Origin of the sequence: Zavarzinella formosa DSM 19928 (assembly GCF_000255705.1) — a bacterium.
GTDB classification, from domain to species: Bacteria; Planctomycetota; Planctomycetia; order Gemmatales; family Gemmataceae; genus Zavarzinella; species Zavarzinella formosa.
Genome location: NZ_JH636446.1, coordinates 31,194 through 45,772, shown reverse-complemented (window position 1 = coordinate 45,772; position 14,579 = coordinate 31,194). Strand labels below are relative to the sequence as shown.

The window sequence follows — 14,579 nt, the reverse complement described above, 5'->3', positions numbered from 1 at the left end:
GACTTGCGCCGGGGCAATGACCTGAGCCGTGGTTACGTCGAGATTTTGCCGATCTTGATCGCTTCAAAATTCACGACGGCGCCGCCTACCCGTTTCGTGGTGTAGAACAGCACGTTCGGCTTGCTCGTGTAGGGGTCGCGCAGCACGCGGATGCCGGAGCGGTCCACGATCTGGTAGGCCCTGCGGAAGTCGCCGTAGGCCATCGCCAAGGCGTTGCTCGCCACCGCCGCCACGTCGGCCGCGAAGTACACCGGCTGGCCCATGAGAGTGGGCTGGAGGCCGACGTTCTTGTCGAACGACATATTGAAGATGGGGCGGCCCTCGCCGTCCTTGATGAGCATCAGGTAGCTGTTGCTGGCCCGGCGAATCAGGAACGAGGCGTTGGACTGGTACTCTTCCTTCAGGGCGTTCTGGAGGTTGACCAACCCGTCGTAAGTGAAGGTGCTGGCCGAGCCGGACACCACCTGCTCGATCTGCTGGGATGCCACGGTCGTGCCGGAGGTGTAGCTCATGATGCCCTTGGGCTGGTTCACGCCGCTGCCGGACACGAAGGCGGTCGCCTCCTTGCGGCCGAACTCTTCCGCGACCTTGCGGGACAGCCAGCCTTCCACGTCGAACTGCGCGTCGTCGAGCAGCTTCTGGGTGACGGGCGGGTTGGAGTAGAGTTCGTTCACGTAGATGGTCAGCTTGCCGAGCGTCGGGGTGGCCGTCGCGGTGCGGGCGGTCTGTTCGCCGACCCAGCCGGACGTGTTGGCGTCGTTGTCGAGGATGTACTCCAGCGTGTCGGTGCCGATGGAGGTGACGGAGGCGAGCTGGCGAATCGGCGAGCTTTCGTAGACGTAGGTCTGGATGACCCCGCCCATTTCCGGCATCACCAGGTAGCCGCCGTTCGGGTCACTGCCGGCCGAGAGGGTTTTCACCTCGGGGTCGGTTTCGGCGCGCTTCTCCAGGAACACGTCGAAGTACTGCTTGTTGGCGTCGTCCTTCTGGCGGGCGAACTCGTTGAACAGCTTCTTCGACTTGGCGCGGAAGGCCTTCTCGTCGGTGGCGGGGTTCGACGCGGCCGGGCGGCTCAGGGCGGTTTCCATCGCCTTCACCTGGTCTTCCAGCGCCTTGCGGGCCCCGGCTTCCTTCTGGGTCAGTTCGATGGCGTCGCCCATCGCCTTTTCGAGCGTGGCGAGCTTGCCCGCGTCGAAGGCGTCCAGCTTGTCGAGCTTGGGGGTCAGGTCGGATTTGAAGGTCTCGAACGCGTTCATCGCGTTCTCCATCTTCTGGGTGAGTTGTGCGTCCATGCGGATGCTCCTTTAAGTGGTTGGGTTGATGTGGGCGGCGAAGCGGTCGAGCCGCTCGGCCAGTCGCGTGAGCATCTCCTCGTCAGGCTCCCCCTGAGTCGCAAGCGCTTTGAAGCCGTGCAGGGCGACGGTGGTCGCGTCCTTCTGGCTGAAACCTCCCTCCCGGAGGTATTCCTCTAATTCCCGGATGGTCTGCGGCCGGTCGGCCTTCACGCGGGTAATCAGGGCTTGTTCGTTGGCCGGGAACGTCACGAGGGACGTCTCCCACAGCTTGACCTGTTCCAGCCGGCGCACGCCCTTGGCCTTGTCGAAGCTCGCCTTGGTGGGCGAGTAGCCGATGCTCATCTGGGTGATGGCGCCGCTGCGGACCTCCTCGGCCACGTCGCGGCCTAAAGTGGTGTTGAGCGTCTTCCCGGCGAGGATGAGGCCTTTGCTGTCCTCAGCCCCGCGCTCCCAGATGCCGGGGAGGCGGTGCTGGTCGTGCTGGTACAGCATCTTGGGCATGCGGGCGGCGAGCGAGTCCTTGAACGCGCCGGGCATGACGATGTCGTTCTGGTTGTCGGTGTTGCCGAAGGTGGAGGCGTAGCCTTCGATGGTGGCGACGCCGTTGTCGGCGAACTTGACCTCGAACTCGGTCAGTTCGATGTGCTTTTGTTCCAGGGTCATGGGCGATTCTTTCGCTTGGCGGGGAGCAATGTGATCTCGCAGGCGGGGCGGGCCGTGATGTAGGCCTCGAACTTCTTGGCGTATGCGATGACAGATTCGGGTTTGGTGCGGGGCGTGACGGGCTTGGTGCGCAGGGCGTAGTCAACGCACCAGGCGCGCACTTGGTCTTCGTCCTTGATGGTCATGAGCGACTTCCTTGTCAGTCGGTTGCTTCGGTATAAATGAGCGCGCATCGGCAGTTCAAAAGATTGGCCGGGCTGGCACTCGGGTCGCCGGGCCGGTCCATCATCTCCCCGTCCACGATGAACTTTTCGTCCAGCGGAATCGGCGGTTGGCCTGACATCGCGGCGTGTGCCGGGCGGGTGCGGTTGTCCAGCGTGGGCAGCCACTGCTTCAGCATCCGCACGCCCAGGTCCTGCTCGGCGACGCGGACGCTCTCGATGCTGCCGAACGTGGCGGCGGCGTGCGTCTCGGTGCGGGCGATGAGGCCGGCCCGGTCCTTAGTCAGTTGGCTTACCTTCCTGATGCGCCTGCCGATTTCCTCCGTGCCGTCGCCCTCGTCCAAGCCGTCCCGGATGGCGCTTCGGACGGCCTCGGCGTCGGTGGCGGCGATCATGGCGGCCTTGCGCAGGGCTTCCCGGCTGACCCACTCGGCCATGAGCCGCTGGAACGTGTCGGACTTCTTTTCGATGCGGCGTGACTTGATCTGCGACAGGGCCATGCCCGCGAAGTGGGGGATGACTTTCTGGTAGTGGGCGGTCAGGACGGTCTCGATCCGCTTGCGGTGGGCTTCGATCACGTAGGTGGGCAGCGATTGGGCGGTGGGGTAGGCGTAGGCGGCGTGACTGAGGAAGGCGTTGCGGGCCTTCCCGGCGTTCACGCGGAGCAGCAACTCGTAGCGGTCCAGCAGCGCGATCCACACCCGGAGGTGCGTGCGCTTATTCATCGGCTTCGGAGACGTGGTGCGCCCGGATGGTGCGGTCGCCGATTTGAGTGGTTAAGCGGCCGAGGGCGACGTGGTCGTCGAGGTAGAGCAGTTCGTAGGCGAAGGCAATCAGCGGCTCATCCCGGCGGGCGGTCAGGCCGAAGTCGGCGTGGATGACGTTGCCGTCGCGTTTGGTAATCACGCGGCGATACCACGCTCTGCTGCAATCTCACGGAGCCGGGGCAGCCATTGCCCCACGGTGTGCATTATTTCGGCATTGGCCACTTGCATCCCCGTGATTTTGTTAACACGGTGCCGAAGGCCGACCATGTCTCTTGGCACGCCGCCGGGCATTACCGCTGCCAACAGCGCCAGAAACTCATGCCATTCGGCAGTGTCCTGAAAGCTCAAGTCGTAATCGGGTTTTTTAAACGGCCACATCGTTTCCTCCATTGTCTGCCGGGCTTCCCGGCTCGGGCAGGGTCATTGCTCCCGCCAGTTCCAGCGGGACGAGCGTGCTTTGCACCAGCACCGTGTCGCCGCCGTCTGGCAGCGCCTCCAGCCCCATCGCCTCTCGCTTCTCGTTGATCGTCATGTACCCGGCGGCGTTGATGCGGTCGCCCTTCTCCTTGCGGCGAGGTTCCAAGGCCGGGAGCATTTCCTCGTCGTACCACAGGAACAGGTCGTCGCCGTACAGAGGCGTCAGCCAGTTGCCCAGGTCTTCGAGGATCGAGCCGAGCAGCGTCAGGACGGTGTCGGACCAGTACGCCAGCTTGGCCTCGGAATAGTTCGAGTAGGTCGATTCGCCGGGGATGTTCACCAACTGCGGCGGGGTGCCGTAGACGCCGGCGATGAACCGGGCCATCGTCAGCATGTTCTCGCGGTGGTCCATGTCCTTCGGGTTGAACGACATGCTTACCCATTCCAGGCCGCCTTCGAGCAGGAGCGGCTTCCCGGCGTTGCGGGCTCCGGACATCTTCTCGTCGAGTTGCGCCTTGATGCGGCTGTATTGGTCGTCGCTGAGTTCCGCGTTCTTCCCGTCGGCGGCTTTCACCATCAACGCGCCGGACGGGCTGGCCGAATTGTCGAGCAAGGCCTTGTTCCACGCCATGCCCGAGTTGAACACGTCCACGCCGTAGACGGCGGCCACCAAGGGCGGCAGGCCGAGCATGGGGTTCAGCAGGTTGACGGTCTTCAGGTGCAGCACGGCCGAGTGTCCCGTGATCGGGTTGACCGGGTAGATAATGTTCTGTTCGTTGCCGATGCGGCGCTCGTAGGAGGCCGGGATCATCGACCGCTTGGTGCCGTTGACGCTCATCTCCTGCGGCGGGAGGAGCCAGAGTTCGCCGGGTTGTCCAGTCTTACGGTCGAGGGCGCTGGCGAGGATGTAGCCGTTGCCGCCGACGAGGTACTGGGTAATCAGCGTCTCGATGAATTTCTTGCCGCCCTGCATGGCGTTGGGGCGGGTGAGCAGGTCGAGGATCGGGTGGGCGTCCACTTTCGTGAGCCGCCCGCCCTTGCCCTTCTTGTACAGTTGCAGGTCCACCGAGGCGGCCGACTTGGCCAGCTTGGTGACGCAGGCGTAGACGATGGGGTTGTTCTCGTACCCTTCGGTCGCCAGCAGGTCGAAGCGCCGTTCCAGCCACCTTGCCCCGCCCAGGCCGTAGATGAACGAGGCGTTCTTCAGGGCGATCTGCGCGACGGCTGTTTTGGTCTTCCTCCCGAATAGCCGCACTCAAAAACTCCTGATTCTGATTTCCCCTGCTCCGTTGAACAGTTCGGTGAACGCCCAGACCAGCGCGTCCATGCGGTCGGGCGAGTATTTCGCCGTCTTGGGGTCGTACTCGCACATCTGGTCCTCCAGGGCCGGAAACGACCCGACGTGGTGGCACTTGCCCTGCTCGTACAGCGAGCTGATCGGCTCGGCGCGGGTGATCTTGCCCCGGCTGGCGTGGACCGCCTTGAACGGGGCCTTGGCCTCGACGGTGCGGATGACGTGTTCGACCATCTCGCCGCCGTTGTTCGTTTCGCCGATGATGCGGTCGGCCTTGTGAAGCAAGTAGCCGTACACCGCCGCCCGGCCCCATTCTTCCGGGGTGCCCCGGAGTGACAGGTCGGCAAGGACGTAGCCGTGGCCGTCGATCCCCAGTCCGGCGACCACGATGCCCGTCTCGTCGCTGTTGGCGTTCTTGGTGGCGGCGGGGTCGATGGCGACCACGATCCGCTTCATGGGCGGGGCTTCTTTGACCCGCAGTTCGTCAATGCGGTTCCGCTGCCACAGGGCGCCGGGGTTGTCGTCGAGGATTTCGGCGCTCAACTCCTGCCGGCCGAGGCGGGTGCCCTCGTATTTGGTGACGACCTTGCTCAGGAAGGCCGCCGCGAGGTTCTTCTGGTTCTCGTAGGTGCTGCCCTTGGTCACGACCGTGCCGGAGTCGGCGATCAGTTCCTTCAGGGCCTTCGTCGGCTTGGGCGTTGTCGTGATGATGGCCTGCGGGTTGTCGCCGAGGCGAAGCCCCAGCGAGGCCTGGTCCCATGCGTCCGGGTAGCGCCAGGCGCAGAACTCGTCGGCCCACAGCTTCATGTGCTGCTTGCCGCGCAAGCGTTCCGGCTCGTCGGCGGTGAAGATCAGGCTCTTGGCCCCATTCGGCCATTGAAGCTGGCGTTTCTGGGACAGGTACTTCGGGCGTTCGTCGCGCGGGCAGATGGCGAGAATGCCGGACTCCCCCTCGATCATAATGTCGCGGGCGTCGTCGGACGTGGCGCCGATCAGGTTGACATAGGGATAATCCCTCACCCAGATGCGGACTTGCTCGGCCCCGGTGCGGGTCTTGCCGAAGCCTCGTCCCGCAAGGATCAGCCAGTACACCCACGGCTCGGGAGGAGCAATTTGATTCGGGCGGGCGTGCTTGGGCCAGTCGAACTTCGCGGCCTCGGTCAGGCGGCGGTGTTGTTCAGCCCTCAGTGCGCGGAGGTATCGTTCCCGCAGTTCGCTCGTACTCGGCGATTCCGTCATTCAACTCGTCATCCGTCATTTCTGCGATGGGCTTGCGGACGGTCACGTCCGACTTGTCGGTGACCAGCCCGTGCAACTTGGCCTTGCTCATGCTGGCCGAGATCATGGCGGTCATCTGCCGGTCTTCCCTGGCCATCGCGCGGGCCTCGTCCAGTTCGGTGGTGATCGAATCCAAGGTCACGTCGTGGCGTTTCAGCGCCCGCTGTTTCAAAGTGTTAACCCGTGCCGCGATCTTGCCGTTGTCCAGCAGGTCTTTCGCCTTGCGGTTGATCGTCGCGGGCTTCATGCCATCGGCGTCATACGCCTGGCGGTACGCTTCGCTCGCGTTTCCCGTTTCTAGGTACTTCTGGGCGAAGGCTTCTTGCTTTGGTGTGAGGGTGTCTGACATGCCAAAAAAAATGCCAGCCCGAAGGCCGGCGAGTTGGAGTGAACTGCGATGAAGCTGGAACAAGTGACAGAAAGTGAATTCTCTACGAGACTAATACATCGTGTGCCGATCCGTCAAGCATAAAGAATCAATGCGGATCAGTATCCGAAATGATCGGCAAGGTCATCAAGGGCTGCTTTCAACTGCTCCATGCACCTCCGCTGCGCCGTCCTCGCCGAGATGGCCTTCACCGCCCGGTCACGGAGTGACTTCCCCCGCAGCCGCTCGTCCTTCACTTCGTGCATTTGGGCAATGGTTTCACCCATGCAGCAGACGTTGTAGGCGACACGCTTCTGCGGCACTCCACGGATGGCCTTCATGGCTTCCCGGTACTCGTGGGCGACCAGGGCGGCGGCCTCGGCGTCGGAATTGGACTTGGTGTGGGTGTACCGCATCAGGACGTAACCCGACGATCCAGCGCCGTAGTACCAGAGTTGGTGCAGCTTGTTGCCGGCGTCGAACTGCTGGGGCGTGATGATCCGCTTGGCGTGGTAGAAGTCCAGCGGGTTGCTGAACGACCGAACCTGCGAGCCGCCCCGTTCCGACTGCACCAATTCAACGTCGCCCTTGTCCAGCCGCTCGGGCGTGACGACGGGCGAGTTGCGGCGAAGCCACTGGGTGGGGTCGATCTGGTCGGTCATTCGGCGGCGGCCCTGACTGGTTTCAGGACCGTACCACGATTCTGATGGCGTTGTCACGAAGTTCCAATCATTTCGCGGGTCAAATAGTTGACCATACCTCCAATAAATTTACCGCAATAGAGAGGATTGCCAGCGAAGTTGACAGTCCCATTGGCGCATACGCAGCATAGAGTGGTTTCGTCCGTCAACAAATGGCCGGTTGGAATCATGTAATCAAACCGAACGGTGATTTGAAATGGCTTGCCGCTCTGAGCATCGGGACTAATTGATGACAGAAAATCCTTGGTTGGCATTTCTATGCAGGCATTTCTTGCAATTTTCGGGCTTTCGTCTGTGCTCGCAAGCACAGCCGCAACTCGTCCATCTCCTCTCAAGTCTCCGTTTTCAAATTTGAGCATTGCTCTGATGTTAAATGCCGGGATGCTACCTGCGTTTAAAAGACCAAGATCGAATCGCAAACTCGTGCCCGATGGACTGCCCGCTCCGACAGTTTGAAGCCCTTGAGTGGCAACAATAAGGATGGGAACATTGCCGTTTTCAATCAACTTTTGGGCAGTAGATCGAAATGCTCTTGGGGCGATATCTTTCCGTATCATGCCTCGCAAATCGACCGATGATATGAATGTGTTGTACCAATTGTTGCGATTGGCAGAGCCATCTTGGTCCACAAGCCGCTTGTGCTCCTCCAATAGTGCAAACAAACCCTCGGCGTCTTGGTTCTTGGCCCAAACGCCTTTGAAATTAATGACTTTTCCGTTCGCCGCCCAACTTGCATGATCCGCTTCAAGCCGGTTCCGTACATAAAAGCGGATTGGTTTTCTGAGTTTCACTGCCTCGCGATATTCGGTGTGGGTCGCCGAGATTGATTCAAACGGTGCTTTGAGCCGCGGGCCATACCTTTGCGAGAGAACGACAATCACCAAATCGCTGGCTCGCAGATTCGTCAAGCAAGTCTCGATTGAGTTTGTTTCTGGGGCTGTTTCCACAAGAAAATCGCTATCCCCATACTCAGAGAACATGTACCGGACCCCAAGGTCTCGAAGGTCATTGCGGAGTTCGTCTCTTAAGTCGATCAAATCGTAACATGTCGAACTAACAAAAATCGTCATGGGTGGGCTCGCTGTTCCGTCCGGCAATGTGTCACTGAAGCATCTTGCACTAAATCCTAACGATTTCCCCCGCTTCCTTCCACTCTTCTCGATACCTCACCACCTGCTCGTCGAACCACGCCTTAGCGGTCTCTACCGTCCACTCGCCGCCGAGGAAACGCCTCAAACACGCGGCCTCGCCGTGTTGGTGCTGATAGTCGTGTTCCTCGCGGGTCATGGGCACGCACGAATACTCGGCCTTGTACGCCGTGCCCGACTTGCCCGCCCGGCGAACGTGGCAGGCTAGGTTCCGGCCTTCCGCATGCACCCATTCGCTGTACTGGCCGGAGATGCACGACGGAAGCGTCTGCACCCAGACTCGGTAAGCTTTGTCGGTCATAGGCTTCCTCCCTGAATTTTGATAATAGGCCGCTTTCCGCAATCCCAGCCAGCGAACTGGCAAGCGGTCTGGGGAGCTACGTCTTGGCCGCCTATAACCACGATGCCCGTCTGGTGGGCCAAACCTCCCGCGCGGCTTCTTGTGTCCGCACCCTCAATGGGGTCTTTGCTGGCATTATTGTCGTGGGCTTCCCCTGTCCCCCGTAGCGGAGTGCAGGGCGCTCGGAACCCCGTTTCCGGGTAAGTTCGCGGGCAACCTTCGGTCAGTTTCAGCATCCGGCGTATGACCAGGCCGGTAGGTCCGTTTAGAATCCGCTTGCGCTCGACACCATCCGTGGTAGGATTGGGGTCGCAACGCCACTACATGCGGACTGTGGGGCAAACAGTCCTAAAAGAAACCCCACCGGCCCGTCAGGATTCTGAGTCCTCGACGGGCTTATTCTTTTTCTCACCTCGGCGTCCAATGCGGGTGTTTAACCACATCTCCTCTTATAGCCTGCTGCGTGTGCAGCCATGCGTCGTGAATGAACGGGCCGAATTTTGAATGAGTGGCGATGAATTCAGCCACTTCGCTCGCGTGCGACGGGCAGGCTGTCATCACACCGGCCCGGCCGTTCGGGAACAGCGTCAACGTGTCGGCTGCATAAACGTACCAGCCGGGGACGGCCTGTTCGACACAAGCGTGCTTCCCGAGCAAGTAGTCAATGTCTTGGAGTGCGGGGACTTTGTTCACGCTTCGACCCTCCCGTGCTTGGCCTCGTAAGCCTTCATCCAGTCCCGCAGGGCAGCGTCGCACTCGACCCGGTGCGGCAGCCGCTGTCGGAGCCACGCGATGCGCTCGGCCTTTCGGCGGTCGGCAAACTCGTCGGGGGCAAGCTCCTGCTTCTTCGCCTCTAGTATCTCGGCGGCTTTCCGCTTGTCGCGGGCGTCACGGATGGCCTCGGTGAAGAAGCCGAACGAGCCGATGCGGGCGTTCTTGCCCATCAGTTGTTTCATGGTCGGCAGGATGTCTTTGTCGGGGTCGCAGCCCTCGTTCAGCCAGAGGCGAATCGTGTAGATGTCCCGGTGGGCGAGGCCGGGGTTGTAGAGCAAGGCGAGGTCGAGAATTGGGGATAGGTCGGTCATGGTGTCCTCCGCAGTGGGCGTTGATGTCCAGCCGGTGAGGCCGTCTGCGGGGGGGCCAACGGGAGCTACCCGCTGTCCCGTCTGGACGCTTCGATCCTTACACGTCCCGAAGCCTTCCCGCAACAGGTTTATGCGGCCCGATGTCTTCGTACCGCACCCCGGCCATCGCCACCCGCTCGTCCACCAGCATCCGCGGTCTGGCGACGCATGGGTCGTACTTGTGTGACGGCGGCCCGGCCTTCTGGTTGATGGTGCAGAAGACGCATTTGTCGTTCTTGATGTACACCTTCCAGTTTCCGCACTCCGGGCACTTGGAGTCGTTGCGTCTGATGTAAATGCGGGCAGTCATTTCCTCCACTCCCTCGGCGGCAGTTCCATAACCTTTACGCGGACCATGCCGGGCCGCACTTCATCGGACCACCGCATGATCCCTTCGTCGATCAGGCAGTCGTCCTCGATCACACCATGCGAGACGAGCAGGTCCCCGAGTGCTTTCTCTCGGTTGAACAAATCGCGGCGCCGCAGGTCGGGGTATCGGCCGAGTTCATACACGACGCGAATGCGGCCGGACACCTTGTCCGGCTTCTGCTGGTTCAAGGACAGGCCGGCGTGTTGGAGCCAGGCGACATACTCTTTGCTGCGGAACCGCTGACCGTTCTTGCCGGTCGGGAACAAGTTGTTGGCTGACGGGGGAATGGGCAGGTGCAGAACAACCCCGGTCATTCGGACGCCGGGCGAAGCTTCGCGAGCTTCTTGTTGATCGCGTCGAGTCGGTCATAAACGGCGGCGATCTCCCGATCCACGGCCTCGGCCATCACTTCTTCCCTGTCGGTCAACCGGATCATGATCCCGCCGGAGTGGCCGCCCTTGGTCCGCAGGATGAGTTGAATGCGTTCGGTTATCTTCATGTGCGGGCCTTTCTCTTGGTGATGGCCGCCAGCACTTTTGCCAGCTTGTCGTATTCGTCCACGAGCAACGAACTCTCGTCGTCCTTCTTTCGATAGAACGTCGCTCTGGAAAGGCCTGCTTTTTCGCAAAGCTCAACGGCCGACACTCCATGCTGTTTGGCCACATTCTGCATGTCTTTCAACGACATCCGCTCCTGCTTCATCTGTCTCAATTCCGATGCAAATAGTTGTTGACGATAGATTCAAATCGTGTCACTACTAATCCCACGATTGATACAAGATGTCAATCACCAACAACAACGCAATGGAGTGCAACATGGGATACGTGATTTTCTACGATCCGCAGACGATGAAGCCGCGGGAGATACTGGGCGACGAGTACGGCCAACAGCAGGCCCAAAAAGCACTGGGCCTGCCGCATAAGGCCGATGGCCGGAACGTGTCGGAAGGCCAACTAGCCGCCGCTGACAAGACGGGGGAATGACCATGCAGCCCACCCTCAGAAACCTCTGGCTCGGCTCCCTGACTGACCCGGAGGCCACATTGGAAATCGCCGGAATGACCGTCAAAGTTCCCGTTGCCCCGCCGGTGGCACTTCTCAAACCCATTGAGGACTTCTACCTCGCCGAGCATTTCCGAAGGACGGAATCCCTCCGCAACCCGCCGACCAACCCGGCCACTTACATCACGAAAGGAGAGCCGCTATGACCGCCGCCAACGACAACACTCGTGCCAAAGCCCCGTTTGACTGGGAGGCTTTTTGGAGCATGGCCCTTCTGACCCTCATCGTCGCCTTTGCCCTTTGCCTAGTGCTGAGTGGTGGCATCGTGCTGGGCCGACAGATGGGTTATCAGGACAATCAAGAGGATTGCCTCGCCTTCACCCACAGCGTCGTGGGGAGGTAGTCATGGACAAGCTCTGCCTCAAAATGCTCGCCGTTATGTTCACCGGCATGTTCCTCATGGCCATCCAGCAGCCGGAACACCAGTACGACCAAGCTGGTATGGAAGCCCTTGTCGCCTCCGTGCAGGACGAAACCGTCCCGGTGGTGCTGTGGAAGGCAGTTCCCGCCTGTGAGCAGGACGATTGGGGCTGCACGCTGGGAGAAGCCTACTACGCCGGGTATCGCCCGCAGAAAGGGAACAAATCATGACCGCCGATGTCATCAACCTGCGGAAAGGAACCCCGCCCATGACCCAAGTCGAACACTGCCTGCAAGCCCTCGCCAACGCCATCATCGCGCTGGAGGAAATCCCGGCCAACGTGCTGATGCATTACTCCAGCTATGACCCGGACTCCCGCAGCCGCATCGGCATCACGCACGAACTGGACGCGGCGGTGAAGCGGCTGAAGGGCCAGACCGTGAAGGTGCAGACCTTCCGGGCGGCCTCGTCGATTCAAAACGTCACCATTAGCTGATGGAGTGGCCAATGAGACGCTTTGAAGGAGTGTTCGACGAAGAGGACCACGCGGGCTTGCTGCGGCGAATCCGTGACGCCGAGGTGCTGCTGGCAAGCCTGCCGTTGGTGCTGGGCGTTCCGAAACCTCATCTGCTCAAGACGGCCGAAGTGGCGTCCGGTTTGGCGGGTTGCCGGGCGAGGCTCGATGAACTGGAGAAATTAACAACCAAGGAAGGAAACTGAAGATGCCAATCGTATTACCCAAGGAAACCGGAGGTGATTTTGAACGCGTGCCCGCCGGGACTTTTGTTGCGACCTGCTACCGGATCATCGACCTCGGCACCCAACAGGGCGAGTGGAAAGGTCAGCCAAAGTTCCAGCACAAGATCATGTTCTCGTGGGAGTTCACCGACGAACTGATGAGCGACGGCCGCCCGTTCACGATCCACCAGCGTTACACCCTGTCCGCGTCCCAAAAGGCAAAACTGCGGCAGGATTTGGAGTCGTGGCGGGGCGTGCCGTTCTCGGATGCCGACTTCGGGGCCTTCGACCTCGGCAACGTGCTGGGCAAGTCGTGCCTCATCGGCGTGGTGCATGAGCATAAGGACGGCAAGACGTATGAGAACATCAGTTCGATCCTGAAGCTGCCCAAAGGCATGCCGACGCCTGCCCTCGTCAACGAGCCGATCTACTTCAGCCTGAACGATTTCGACCAAGAACTTTACGACAAGCTGTCCGAAAGCCTCAAGGCCGTCATCGCCAAGTCGCCCGAGTATCAGGAGTTGAAGGGGGCACACCGCGTCGAGGCGGTCCCCGATCAAGGGGGGTACAGGTCGGCGCCCGTCGATCTGGATGACGAGATTCCGTTCTGACCGTGGACGCCCTCGAATTCTCCACCCTCGTCGAGAACGGCAGGCTGCCGGATCATGTCGCTCGTAAAGTCGGGGCGGCGATCCGGCAGTTCACCGGCAAGCGGATCGTCATCTCCGTCCGTGAAGCCAAACGCGGCCGCAGCCTTGCGCAAAATGCCCTGCTATGGTCGTGCGTGTACCCGCCGATTGTGGCTGCGTTCCGCGAGGCCGGGAACATGGTGGACGCCCAAGACGTTCACGAGTTCCTGAAGCAGCGGGTGGGCAGGCTCCGGCAGGTCATCGTCTGTCCGAAGACGGGCGAGGTGATGATGGGGCCGGGGTCCACGCGGCGGCTTAGCAAGACGGAGATGACGGACTACATCCACAACGTCGTGGCGTGGGCGGCTGAAGTACTCGACTTGGAGATTCAACTGCCCGTGTAGTTCACATACTGATTCACAGACGACGAAAGACGTGTTTTAATCCCACCAACGAAAGGACTCGCTTATGACAAAACCCGGAAACGTAGCCGTCGATCAACTCCGCTCCATTATTGACCGTATCGAAAAGCTTGAGGATGAAAAGGCCAACATCGCTGCCGACATCCGCGACGTGTTCGCGGAGGCCAAGGGCAATGGCTTCGACGTAAAGGGCCTTCGACAGGTGCTAAAGATTCGCAAGCTCGATGCTCAAGAGCGCGATGAGCAGGAAGCCGTGCTGGATACTTACCTGCGTGCCCTTGGTATGGCACCTGAACTGGACGACGAGGCGGCATGACGCGGCCGTTCTACGCTGATCCGCCTGTGCCTCCGTACATGACGGGACACTTTGGGATGCGATTCATCACGCCTGCCGATGGCACATTTCCTGCCGGAGATTACTTGGATGTTGAAACCACCATTTTCTTCGATGGCAGCAACTGCGTGCGAACCCATCATTCCGGTTCGGCCTGCCGATTCTACATCCACCCCGACAGCCAGCATCTGCTGAATCCGCGACTTGGCGACATTGTCGAAAATGGCATGGCCCAGATTGGTCGAGTCCTGTGGGTAGTCGGCAATGGCGAGGGCTATGTCGCGTACTTCAATTGCGAGGATGCCGCACTGGCTGATCGAATACAGGCGGCCAAAACAATTGACGAGGACACACTTTCTCTGCTGGCCCGCAGTGCCTGCGTGGCTCATTTTGGATTTGACTCCGACGAATGGGCGGCCGGAACTATCATCCAGCGAGACAGCAAGCCCTTCTTCTGGCCGGAGGCAGAGGCGTGATCGGCTGGGTGCAGACATACACACTCGTCCATGTGACCGTACTGGCCACGGCAACCGTCGAATGGTGGGTGGAGGGCATGCGGGTCGCTGCGGTCGGCGGTGTCCTCCTGCTGCTGATCTGGACGCCCTCCCTCGGCCGCATTTTCGAGTGGTGGTGACGATGACGTGGAACCAGAGGTACGTCGGCCTCATCCTGCTGCTCTGCCTCGGCTGGCTCCTGCTCGCGTCGGTCATGTCCACGGACCACTACGTCGAGGACTGGATGGACAACCTCCCGGTGGGCATCTCGGAACCGACGATCATCGAAAGGACCGTCCCGTGATGTTCTCCTGCTGCGAGACGCTGGCGCTGGACACCGTGGACTGGGTAAAGGTCATCGACGCCCGGCAGAAGGAAGAGTCGGCGTTGAGGCGGGTGTACCTGCGGAGTTTGGAGGACGCCGACTTAGAGCAGTGGATGCAATGCCGCGACCGGCTGGCCCAGGCCGAGCGGGTCCGGACGGAACTATACGGCCAGCAGACGTGGGTGGAGCGGATGGGCTTCGCCCCGGTGGGAATTACAACAGGGAGGTGA

31 protein-coding genes are annotated in these 14,579 nt (G+C 60.8%); 13 read left to right on the top strand and 18 right to left on the bottom strand.

Annotated elements, in window-relative coordinates:
* Positions 1–32: 32 nt before the first annotated feature.
* From BGIM_RS0134505 to BGIM_RS0134415, 18 genes are all read right to left on the bottom strand, one after another.
* Positions 33–1,292: a phage major capsid protein gene (locus BGIM_RS0134505; protein WP_020474228.1), complete on the bottom strand. Its 1,260-nt coding sequence runs from the start codon at positions 1,290–1,292 to the stop codon at positions 33–35.
* Between the two features lie 12 nt (positions 1,293–1,304).
* Positions 1,305–1,958 (bottom strand): HK97 family phage prohead protease, encoded by a 654-nt coding sequence (locus tag BGIM_RS53890; RefSeq protein WP_020474227.1) that lies wholly within the window; start codon positions 1,956–1,958, stop codon positions 1,305–1,307.
* On the bottom strand, positions 1,955–2,143 hold the full coding sequence (locus BGIM_RS0134495; protein WP_020474226.1) for a hypothetical protein: 189 nt from the start codon (positions 2,141–2,143) through the stop codon (positions 1,955–1,957). The genes BGIM_RS53890 and BGIM_RS0134495 overlap by 4 nt, the downstream gene beginning before the upstream one ends.
* A gap of 14 nt (positions 2,144–2,157) precedes the next feature.
* The gene (locus BGIM_RS0134490; RefSeq protein ID WP_020474225.1) at positions 2,158–2,904 is read right to left on the bottom strand and encodes a phage minor head protein; all 747 of its coding nucleotides are present in this window, start codon (positions 2,902–2,904) and stop codon (positions 2,158–2,160) included.
* Positions 2,897–3,085 carry a hypothetical protein gene (locus tag BGIM_RS0134485; protein WP_020474224.1) on the bottom strand — a complete coding sequence of 63 codons (189 nt, stop codon included), beginning with the start codon at positions 3,083–3,085 and terminating at the stop codon, positions 2,897–2,899. Before BGIM_RS0134485 ends, BGIM_RS0134490 begins: the two co-directional genes overlap by 8 nt.
* Positions 3,082–3,324, bottom strand: a complete 243-nt coding sequence (locus tag BGIM_RS0134480; protein WP_020474223.1) for a hypothetical protein — start codon at positions 3,322–3,324, stop codon at positions 3,082–3,084. Before BGIM_RS0134480 ends, BGIM_RS0134485 begins: the two co-directional genes overlap by 4 nt.
* The gene (locus tag BGIM_RS53885; RefSeq protein WP_020474222.1) at positions 3,311–4,618 is read right to left on the bottom strand and encodes a phage portal protein; all 1,308 of its coding nucleotides are present in this window, start codon (positions 4,616–4,618) and stop codon (positions 3,311–3,313) included. Before BGIM_RS53885 ends, BGIM_RS0134480 begins: the two co-directional genes overlap by 14 nt.
* On the bottom strand, positions 4,619–5,896 hold the full coding sequence (locus BGIM_RS0134470) for a DNA-packaging protein (RefSeq protein ID WP_020474221.1): 1,278 nt from the start codon (positions 5,894–5,896) through the stop codon (positions 4,619–4,621). It abuts the gene before it with no gap.
* Positions 5,835–6,284: a terminase small subunit gene (locus tag BGIM_RS53880; RefSeq protein ID WP_084760317.1), complete on the bottom strand. Its 450-nt coding sequence runs from the start codon at positions 6,282–6,284 to the stop codon at positions 5,835–5,837. The genes BGIM_RS0134470 and BGIM_RS53880 overlap by 62 nt, the downstream gene beginning before the upstream one ends.
* Positions 6,285–6,421: 137 nt before the next feature.
* Positions 6,422–7,021, bottom strand: a complete 600-nt coding sequence (locus BGIM_RS0134460) for a hypothetical protein (protein WP_029631198.1) — start codon at positions 7,019–7,021, stop codon at positions 6,422–6,424.
* Positions 7,018–8,073 (bottom strand): DUF4062 domain-containing protein, encoded by a 1,056-nt coding sequence (locus BGIM_RS0134455; RefSeq protein WP_020474218.1) that lies wholly within the window; start codon positions 8,071–8,073, stop codon positions 7,018–7,020. The genes BGIM_RS0134460 and BGIM_RS0134455 overlap by 4 nt, the downstream gene beginning before the upstream one ends.
* 49 nt (positions 8,074–8,122) lie before the next feature.
* On the bottom strand, positions 8,123–8,452 hold the full coding sequence (locus tag BGIM_RS0134450; protein WP_020474217.1) for a hypothetical protein: 330 nt from the start codon (positions 8,450–8,452) through the stop codon (positions 8,123–8,125).
* A 447-nt stretch (positions 8,453–8,899) separates the two neighbouring features.
* Complete coding sequence (locus BGIM_RS0134440) at positions 8,900–9,184, bottom strand: hypothetical protein (RefSeq protein WP_020474216.1); 285 nt, start codon at positions 9,182–9,184, stop codon at positions 8,900–8,902.
* Complete coding sequence (locus tag BGIM_RS0134435) at positions 9,181–9,576, bottom strand: hypothetical protein (RefSeq protein WP_020474215.1); 396 nt, start codon at positions 9,574–9,576, stop codon at positions 9,181–9,183. Before BGIM_RS0134435 ends, BGIM_RS0134440 begins: the two co-directional genes overlap by 4 nt.
* Before the next feature lie 97 nt (positions 9,577–9,673).
* Positions 9,674–9,925, bottom strand: a complete 252-nt coding sequence (locus BGIM_RS63770) for a hypothetical protein (RefSeq protein WP_020474214.1) — start codon at positions 9,923–9,925, stop codon at positions 9,674–9,676.
* Positions 9,922–10,299, bottom strand: a complete 378-nt coding sequence (locus BGIM_RS53875; RefSeq protein ID WP_020474213.1) for a RusA family crossover junction endodeoxyribonuclease — start codon at positions 10,297–10,299, stop codon at positions 9,922–9,924. Before BGIM_RS53875 ends, BGIM_RS63770 begins: the two co-directional genes overlap by 4 nt.
* Positions 10,296–10,484, bottom strand: a complete 189-nt coding sequence (locus tag BGIM_RS0134420; RefSeq protein WP_020474212.1) for a hypothetical protein — start codon at positions 10,482–10,484, stop codon at positions 10,296–10,298. Before BGIM_RS0134420 ends, BGIM_RS53875 begins: the two co-directional genes overlap by 4 nt.
* Positions 10,481–10,687: a helix-turn-helix domain-containing protein gene (locus tag BGIM_RS0134415; protein WP_020474211.1), complete on the bottom strand. Its 207-nt coding sequence runs from the start codon at positions 10,685–10,687 to the stop codon at positions 10,481–10,483. Before BGIM_RS0134415 ends, BGIM_RS0134420 begins: the two co-directional genes overlap by 4 nt.
* A gap of 113 nt (positions 10,688–10,800) precedes the next feature.
* Between BGIM_RS0134415 and BGIM_RS0134410 the strand changes: the two genes are divergently transcribed.
* From BGIM_RS0134410 to BGIM_RS0134350, 13 genes are all read left to right on the top strand, one after another.
* Positions 10,801–10,968 carry a hypothetical protein gene (locus tag BGIM_RS0134410; protein ID WP_157369648.1) on the top strand — a complete coding sequence of 56 codons (168 nt, stop codon included), beginning with the start codon at positions 10,801–10,803 and terminating at the stop codon, positions 10,966–10,968.
* 2 nt (positions 10,969–10,970) lie between these two features.
* Entirely contained in the window at positions 10,971–11,192 is a 222-nt protein-coding gene (locus BGIM_RS0134405; protein WP_029631191.1) for a hypothetical protein, read from the top strand.
* Positions 11,189–11,389, top strand: a complete 201-nt coding sequence (locus BGIM_RS0134400) for a hypothetical protein (protein ID WP_020474208.1) — start codon at positions 11,189–11,191, stop codon at positions 11,387–11,389. The genes BGIM_RS0134405 and BGIM_RS0134400 overlap by 4 nt, the downstream gene beginning before the upstream one ends.
* A 2-nt stretch (positions 11,390–11,391) precedes the next feature.
* Positions 11,392–11,637, top strand: a complete 246-nt coding sequence (locus BGIM_RS0134395) for a hypothetical protein (RefSeq protein ID WP_020474207.1) — start codon at positions 11,392–11,394, stop codon at positions 11,635–11,637.
* On the top strand, positions 11,634–11,903 hold the full coding sequence (locus BGIM_RS0134390) for a hypothetical protein (protein WP_020474206.1): 270 nt from the start codon (positions 11,634–11,636) through the stop codon (positions 11,901–11,903). Before BGIM_RS0134395 ends, BGIM_RS0134390 begins: the two co-directional genes overlap by 4 nt.
* A gap of 11 nt (positions 11,904–11,914) precedes the next feature.
* Positions 11,915–12,127, top strand: coding sequence for a hypothetical protein (locus BGIM_RS0134385; RefSeq protein WP_020474205.1), 213 nt, complete (start codon positions 11,915–11,917; stop codon positions 12,125–12,127).
* A gap of 2 nt (positions 12,128–12,129) precedes the next feature.
* Positions 12,130–12,756, top strand: coding sequence for a phage replication initiation protein, NGO0469 family (locus tag BGIM_RS53870; RefSeq protein ID WP_020474204.1), 627 nt, complete (start codon positions 12,130–12,132; stop codon positions 12,754–12,756).
* Between the two features lie 2 nt (positions 12,757–12,758).
* On the top strand, positions 12,759–13,178 hold the full coding sequence (locus BGIM_RS0134375) for a recombination protein NinB (RefSeq protein WP_020474203.1): 420 nt from the start codon (positions 12,759–12,761) through the stop codon (positions 13,176–13,178).
* Between the two features lie 64 nt (positions 13,179–13,242).
* On the top strand, positions 13,243–13,512 hold the full coding sequence (locus BGIM_RS0134370) for a DUF2312 domain-containing protein (RefSeq protein ID WP_020474202.1): 270 nt from the start codon (positions 13,243–13,245) through the stop codon (positions 13,510–13,512).
* Positions 13,509–14,006, top strand: a complete 498-nt coding sequence (locus tag BGIM_RS0134365) for a hypothetical protein (RefSeq protein ID WP_157369647.1) — start codon at positions 13,509–13,511, stop codon at positions 14,004–14,006. Before BGIM_RS0134370 ends, BGIM_RS0134365 begins: the two co-directional genes overlap by 4 nt.
* Positions 14,007–14,014: 8 nt before the next feature.
* On the top strand, positions 14,015–14,164 hold the full coding sequence (locus BGIM_RS63765) for a hypothetical protein (protein ID WP_157369646.1): 150 nt from the start codon (positions 14,015–14,017) through the stop codon (positions 14,162–14,164).
* A gap of 2 nt (positions 14,165–14,166) precedes the next feature.
* Positions 14,167–14,328 (top strand): hypothetical protein, encoded by a 162-nt coding sequence (locus tag BGIM_RS63760; protein WP_020474199.1) that lies wholly within the window; start codon positions 14,167–14,169, stop codon positions 14,326–14,328.
* On the top strand, positions 14,325–14,579 hold the full coding sequence (locus tag BGIM_RS0134350; RefSeq protein WP_157369645.1) for a hypothetical protein: 255 nt from the start codon (positions 14,325–14,327) through the stop codon (positions 14,577–14,579). Before BGIM_RS63760 ends, BGIM_RS0134350 begins: the two co-directional genes overlap by 4 nt.

Bases quoted from the DNA above. Each gene is read 5' to 3' on its own strand.
- BGIM_RS0134505 (WP_020474228.1), bottom strand. From the start codon at position 1,292: ATGGACGCACAACTCACCCAGAAGATGGAGAACGCGATGAACGCGTTC.
- BGIM_RS53890 (WP_020474227.1), bottom strand. From the start codon at position 1,958: ATGACCCTGGAACAAAAGCACATCGAACTGACCGAGTTCGAGGTCAAG.
- BGIM_RS0134495 (WP_020474226.1), bottom strand. From the start codon at position 2,143: ATGACCATCAAGGACGAAGACCAAGTGCGCGCCTGGTGCGTTGACTAC.
- BGIM_RS0134490 (WP_020474225.1), bottom strand. From the start codon at position 2,904: ATGAATAAGCGCACGCACCTCCGGGTGTGGATCGCGCTGCTGGACCGC.
- BGIM_RS0134480 (WP_020474223.1), bottom strand. From the start codon at position 3,324: ATGTGGCCGTTTAAAAAACCCGATTACGACTTGAGCTTTCAGGACACT.
- BGIM_RS0134470 (WP_020474221.1), bottom strand. From the start codon at position 5,896: ATGACGGAATCGCCGAGTACGAGCGAACTGCGGGAACGATACCTCCGC.
- BGIM_RS53880 (WP_084760317.1), bottom strand. From the start codon at position 6,284: ATGTCAGACACCCTCACACCAAAGCAAGAAGCCTTCGCCCAGAAGTAC.
- BGIM_RS0134455 (WP_020474218.1), bottom strand. From the start codon at position 8,073: ATGACGATTTTTGTTAGTTCGACATGTTACGATTTGATCGACTTAAGA.
- BGIM_RS0134450 (WP_020474217.1), bottom strand. From the start codon at position 8,452: ATGACCGACAAAGCTTACCGAGTCTGGGTGCAGACGCTTCCGTCGTGC.
- BGIM_RS0134435 (WP_020474215.1), bottom strand. From the start codon at position 9,576: ATGACCGACCTATCCCCAATTCTCGACCTCGCCTTGCTCTACAACCCC.
- BGIM_RS63770 (WP_020474214.1), bottom strand. From the start codon at position 9,925: ATGACTGCCCGCATTTACATCAGACGCAACGACTCCAAGTGCCCGGAG.
- BGIM_RS53875 (WP_020474213.1), bottom strand. From the start codon at position 10,299: ATGACCGGGGTTGTTCTGCACCTGCCCATTCCCCCGTCAGCCAACAAC.
- BGIM_RS0134420 (WP_020474212.1), bottom strand. From the start codon at position 10,484: ATGAAGATAACCGAACGCATTCAACTCATCCTGCGGACCAAGGGCGGC.
- BGIM_RS0134415 (WP_020474211.1), bottom strand. From the start codon at position 10,687: ATGAAGCAGGAGCGGATGTCGTTGAAAGACATGCAGAATGTGGCCAAA.
- BGIM_RS0134410 (WP_157369648.1), top strand. From the start codon at position 10,801: ATGGGATACGTGATTTTCTACGATCCGCAGACGATGAAGCCGCGGGAG.
- BGIM_RS0134405 (WP_029631191.1), top strand. From the start codon at position 10,971: ATGCAGCCCACCCTCAGAAACCTCTGGCTCGGCTCCCTGACTGACCCG.
- BGIM_RS0134400 (WP_020474208.1), top strand. From the start codon at position 11,189: ATGACCGCCGCCAACGACAACACTCGTGCCAAAGCCCCGTTTGACTGG.
- BGIM_RS0134395 (WP_020474207.1), top strand. From the start codon at position 11,392: ATGGACAAGCTCTGCCTCAAAATGCTCGCCGTTATGTTCACCGGCATG.
- BGIM_RS0134390 (WP_020474206.1), top strand. From the start codon at position 11,634: ATGACCGCCGATGTCATCAACCTGCGGAAAGGAACCCCGCCCATGACC.
- BGIM_RS0134385 (WP_020474205.1), top strand. From the start codon at position 11,915: ATGAGACGCTTTGAAGGAGTGTTCGACGAAGAGGACCACGCGGGCTTG.
- BGIM_RS53870 (WP_020474204.1), top strand. From the start codon at position 12,130: ATGCCAATCGTATTACCCAAGGAAACCGGAGGTGATTTTGAACGCGTG.
- BGIM_RS0134370 (WP_020474202.1), top strand. From the start codon at position 13,243: ATGACAAAACCCGGAAACGTAGCCGTCGATCAACTCCGCTCCATTATT.
- BGIM_RS0134365 (WP_157369647.1), top strand. From the start codon at position 13,509: ATGACGCGGCCGTTCTACGCTGATCCGCCTGTGCCTCCGTACATGACG.
- BGIM_RS63760 (WP_020474199.1), top strand. From the start codon at position 14,167: ATGACGTGGAACCAGAGGTACGTCGGCCTCATCCTGCTGCTCTGCCTC.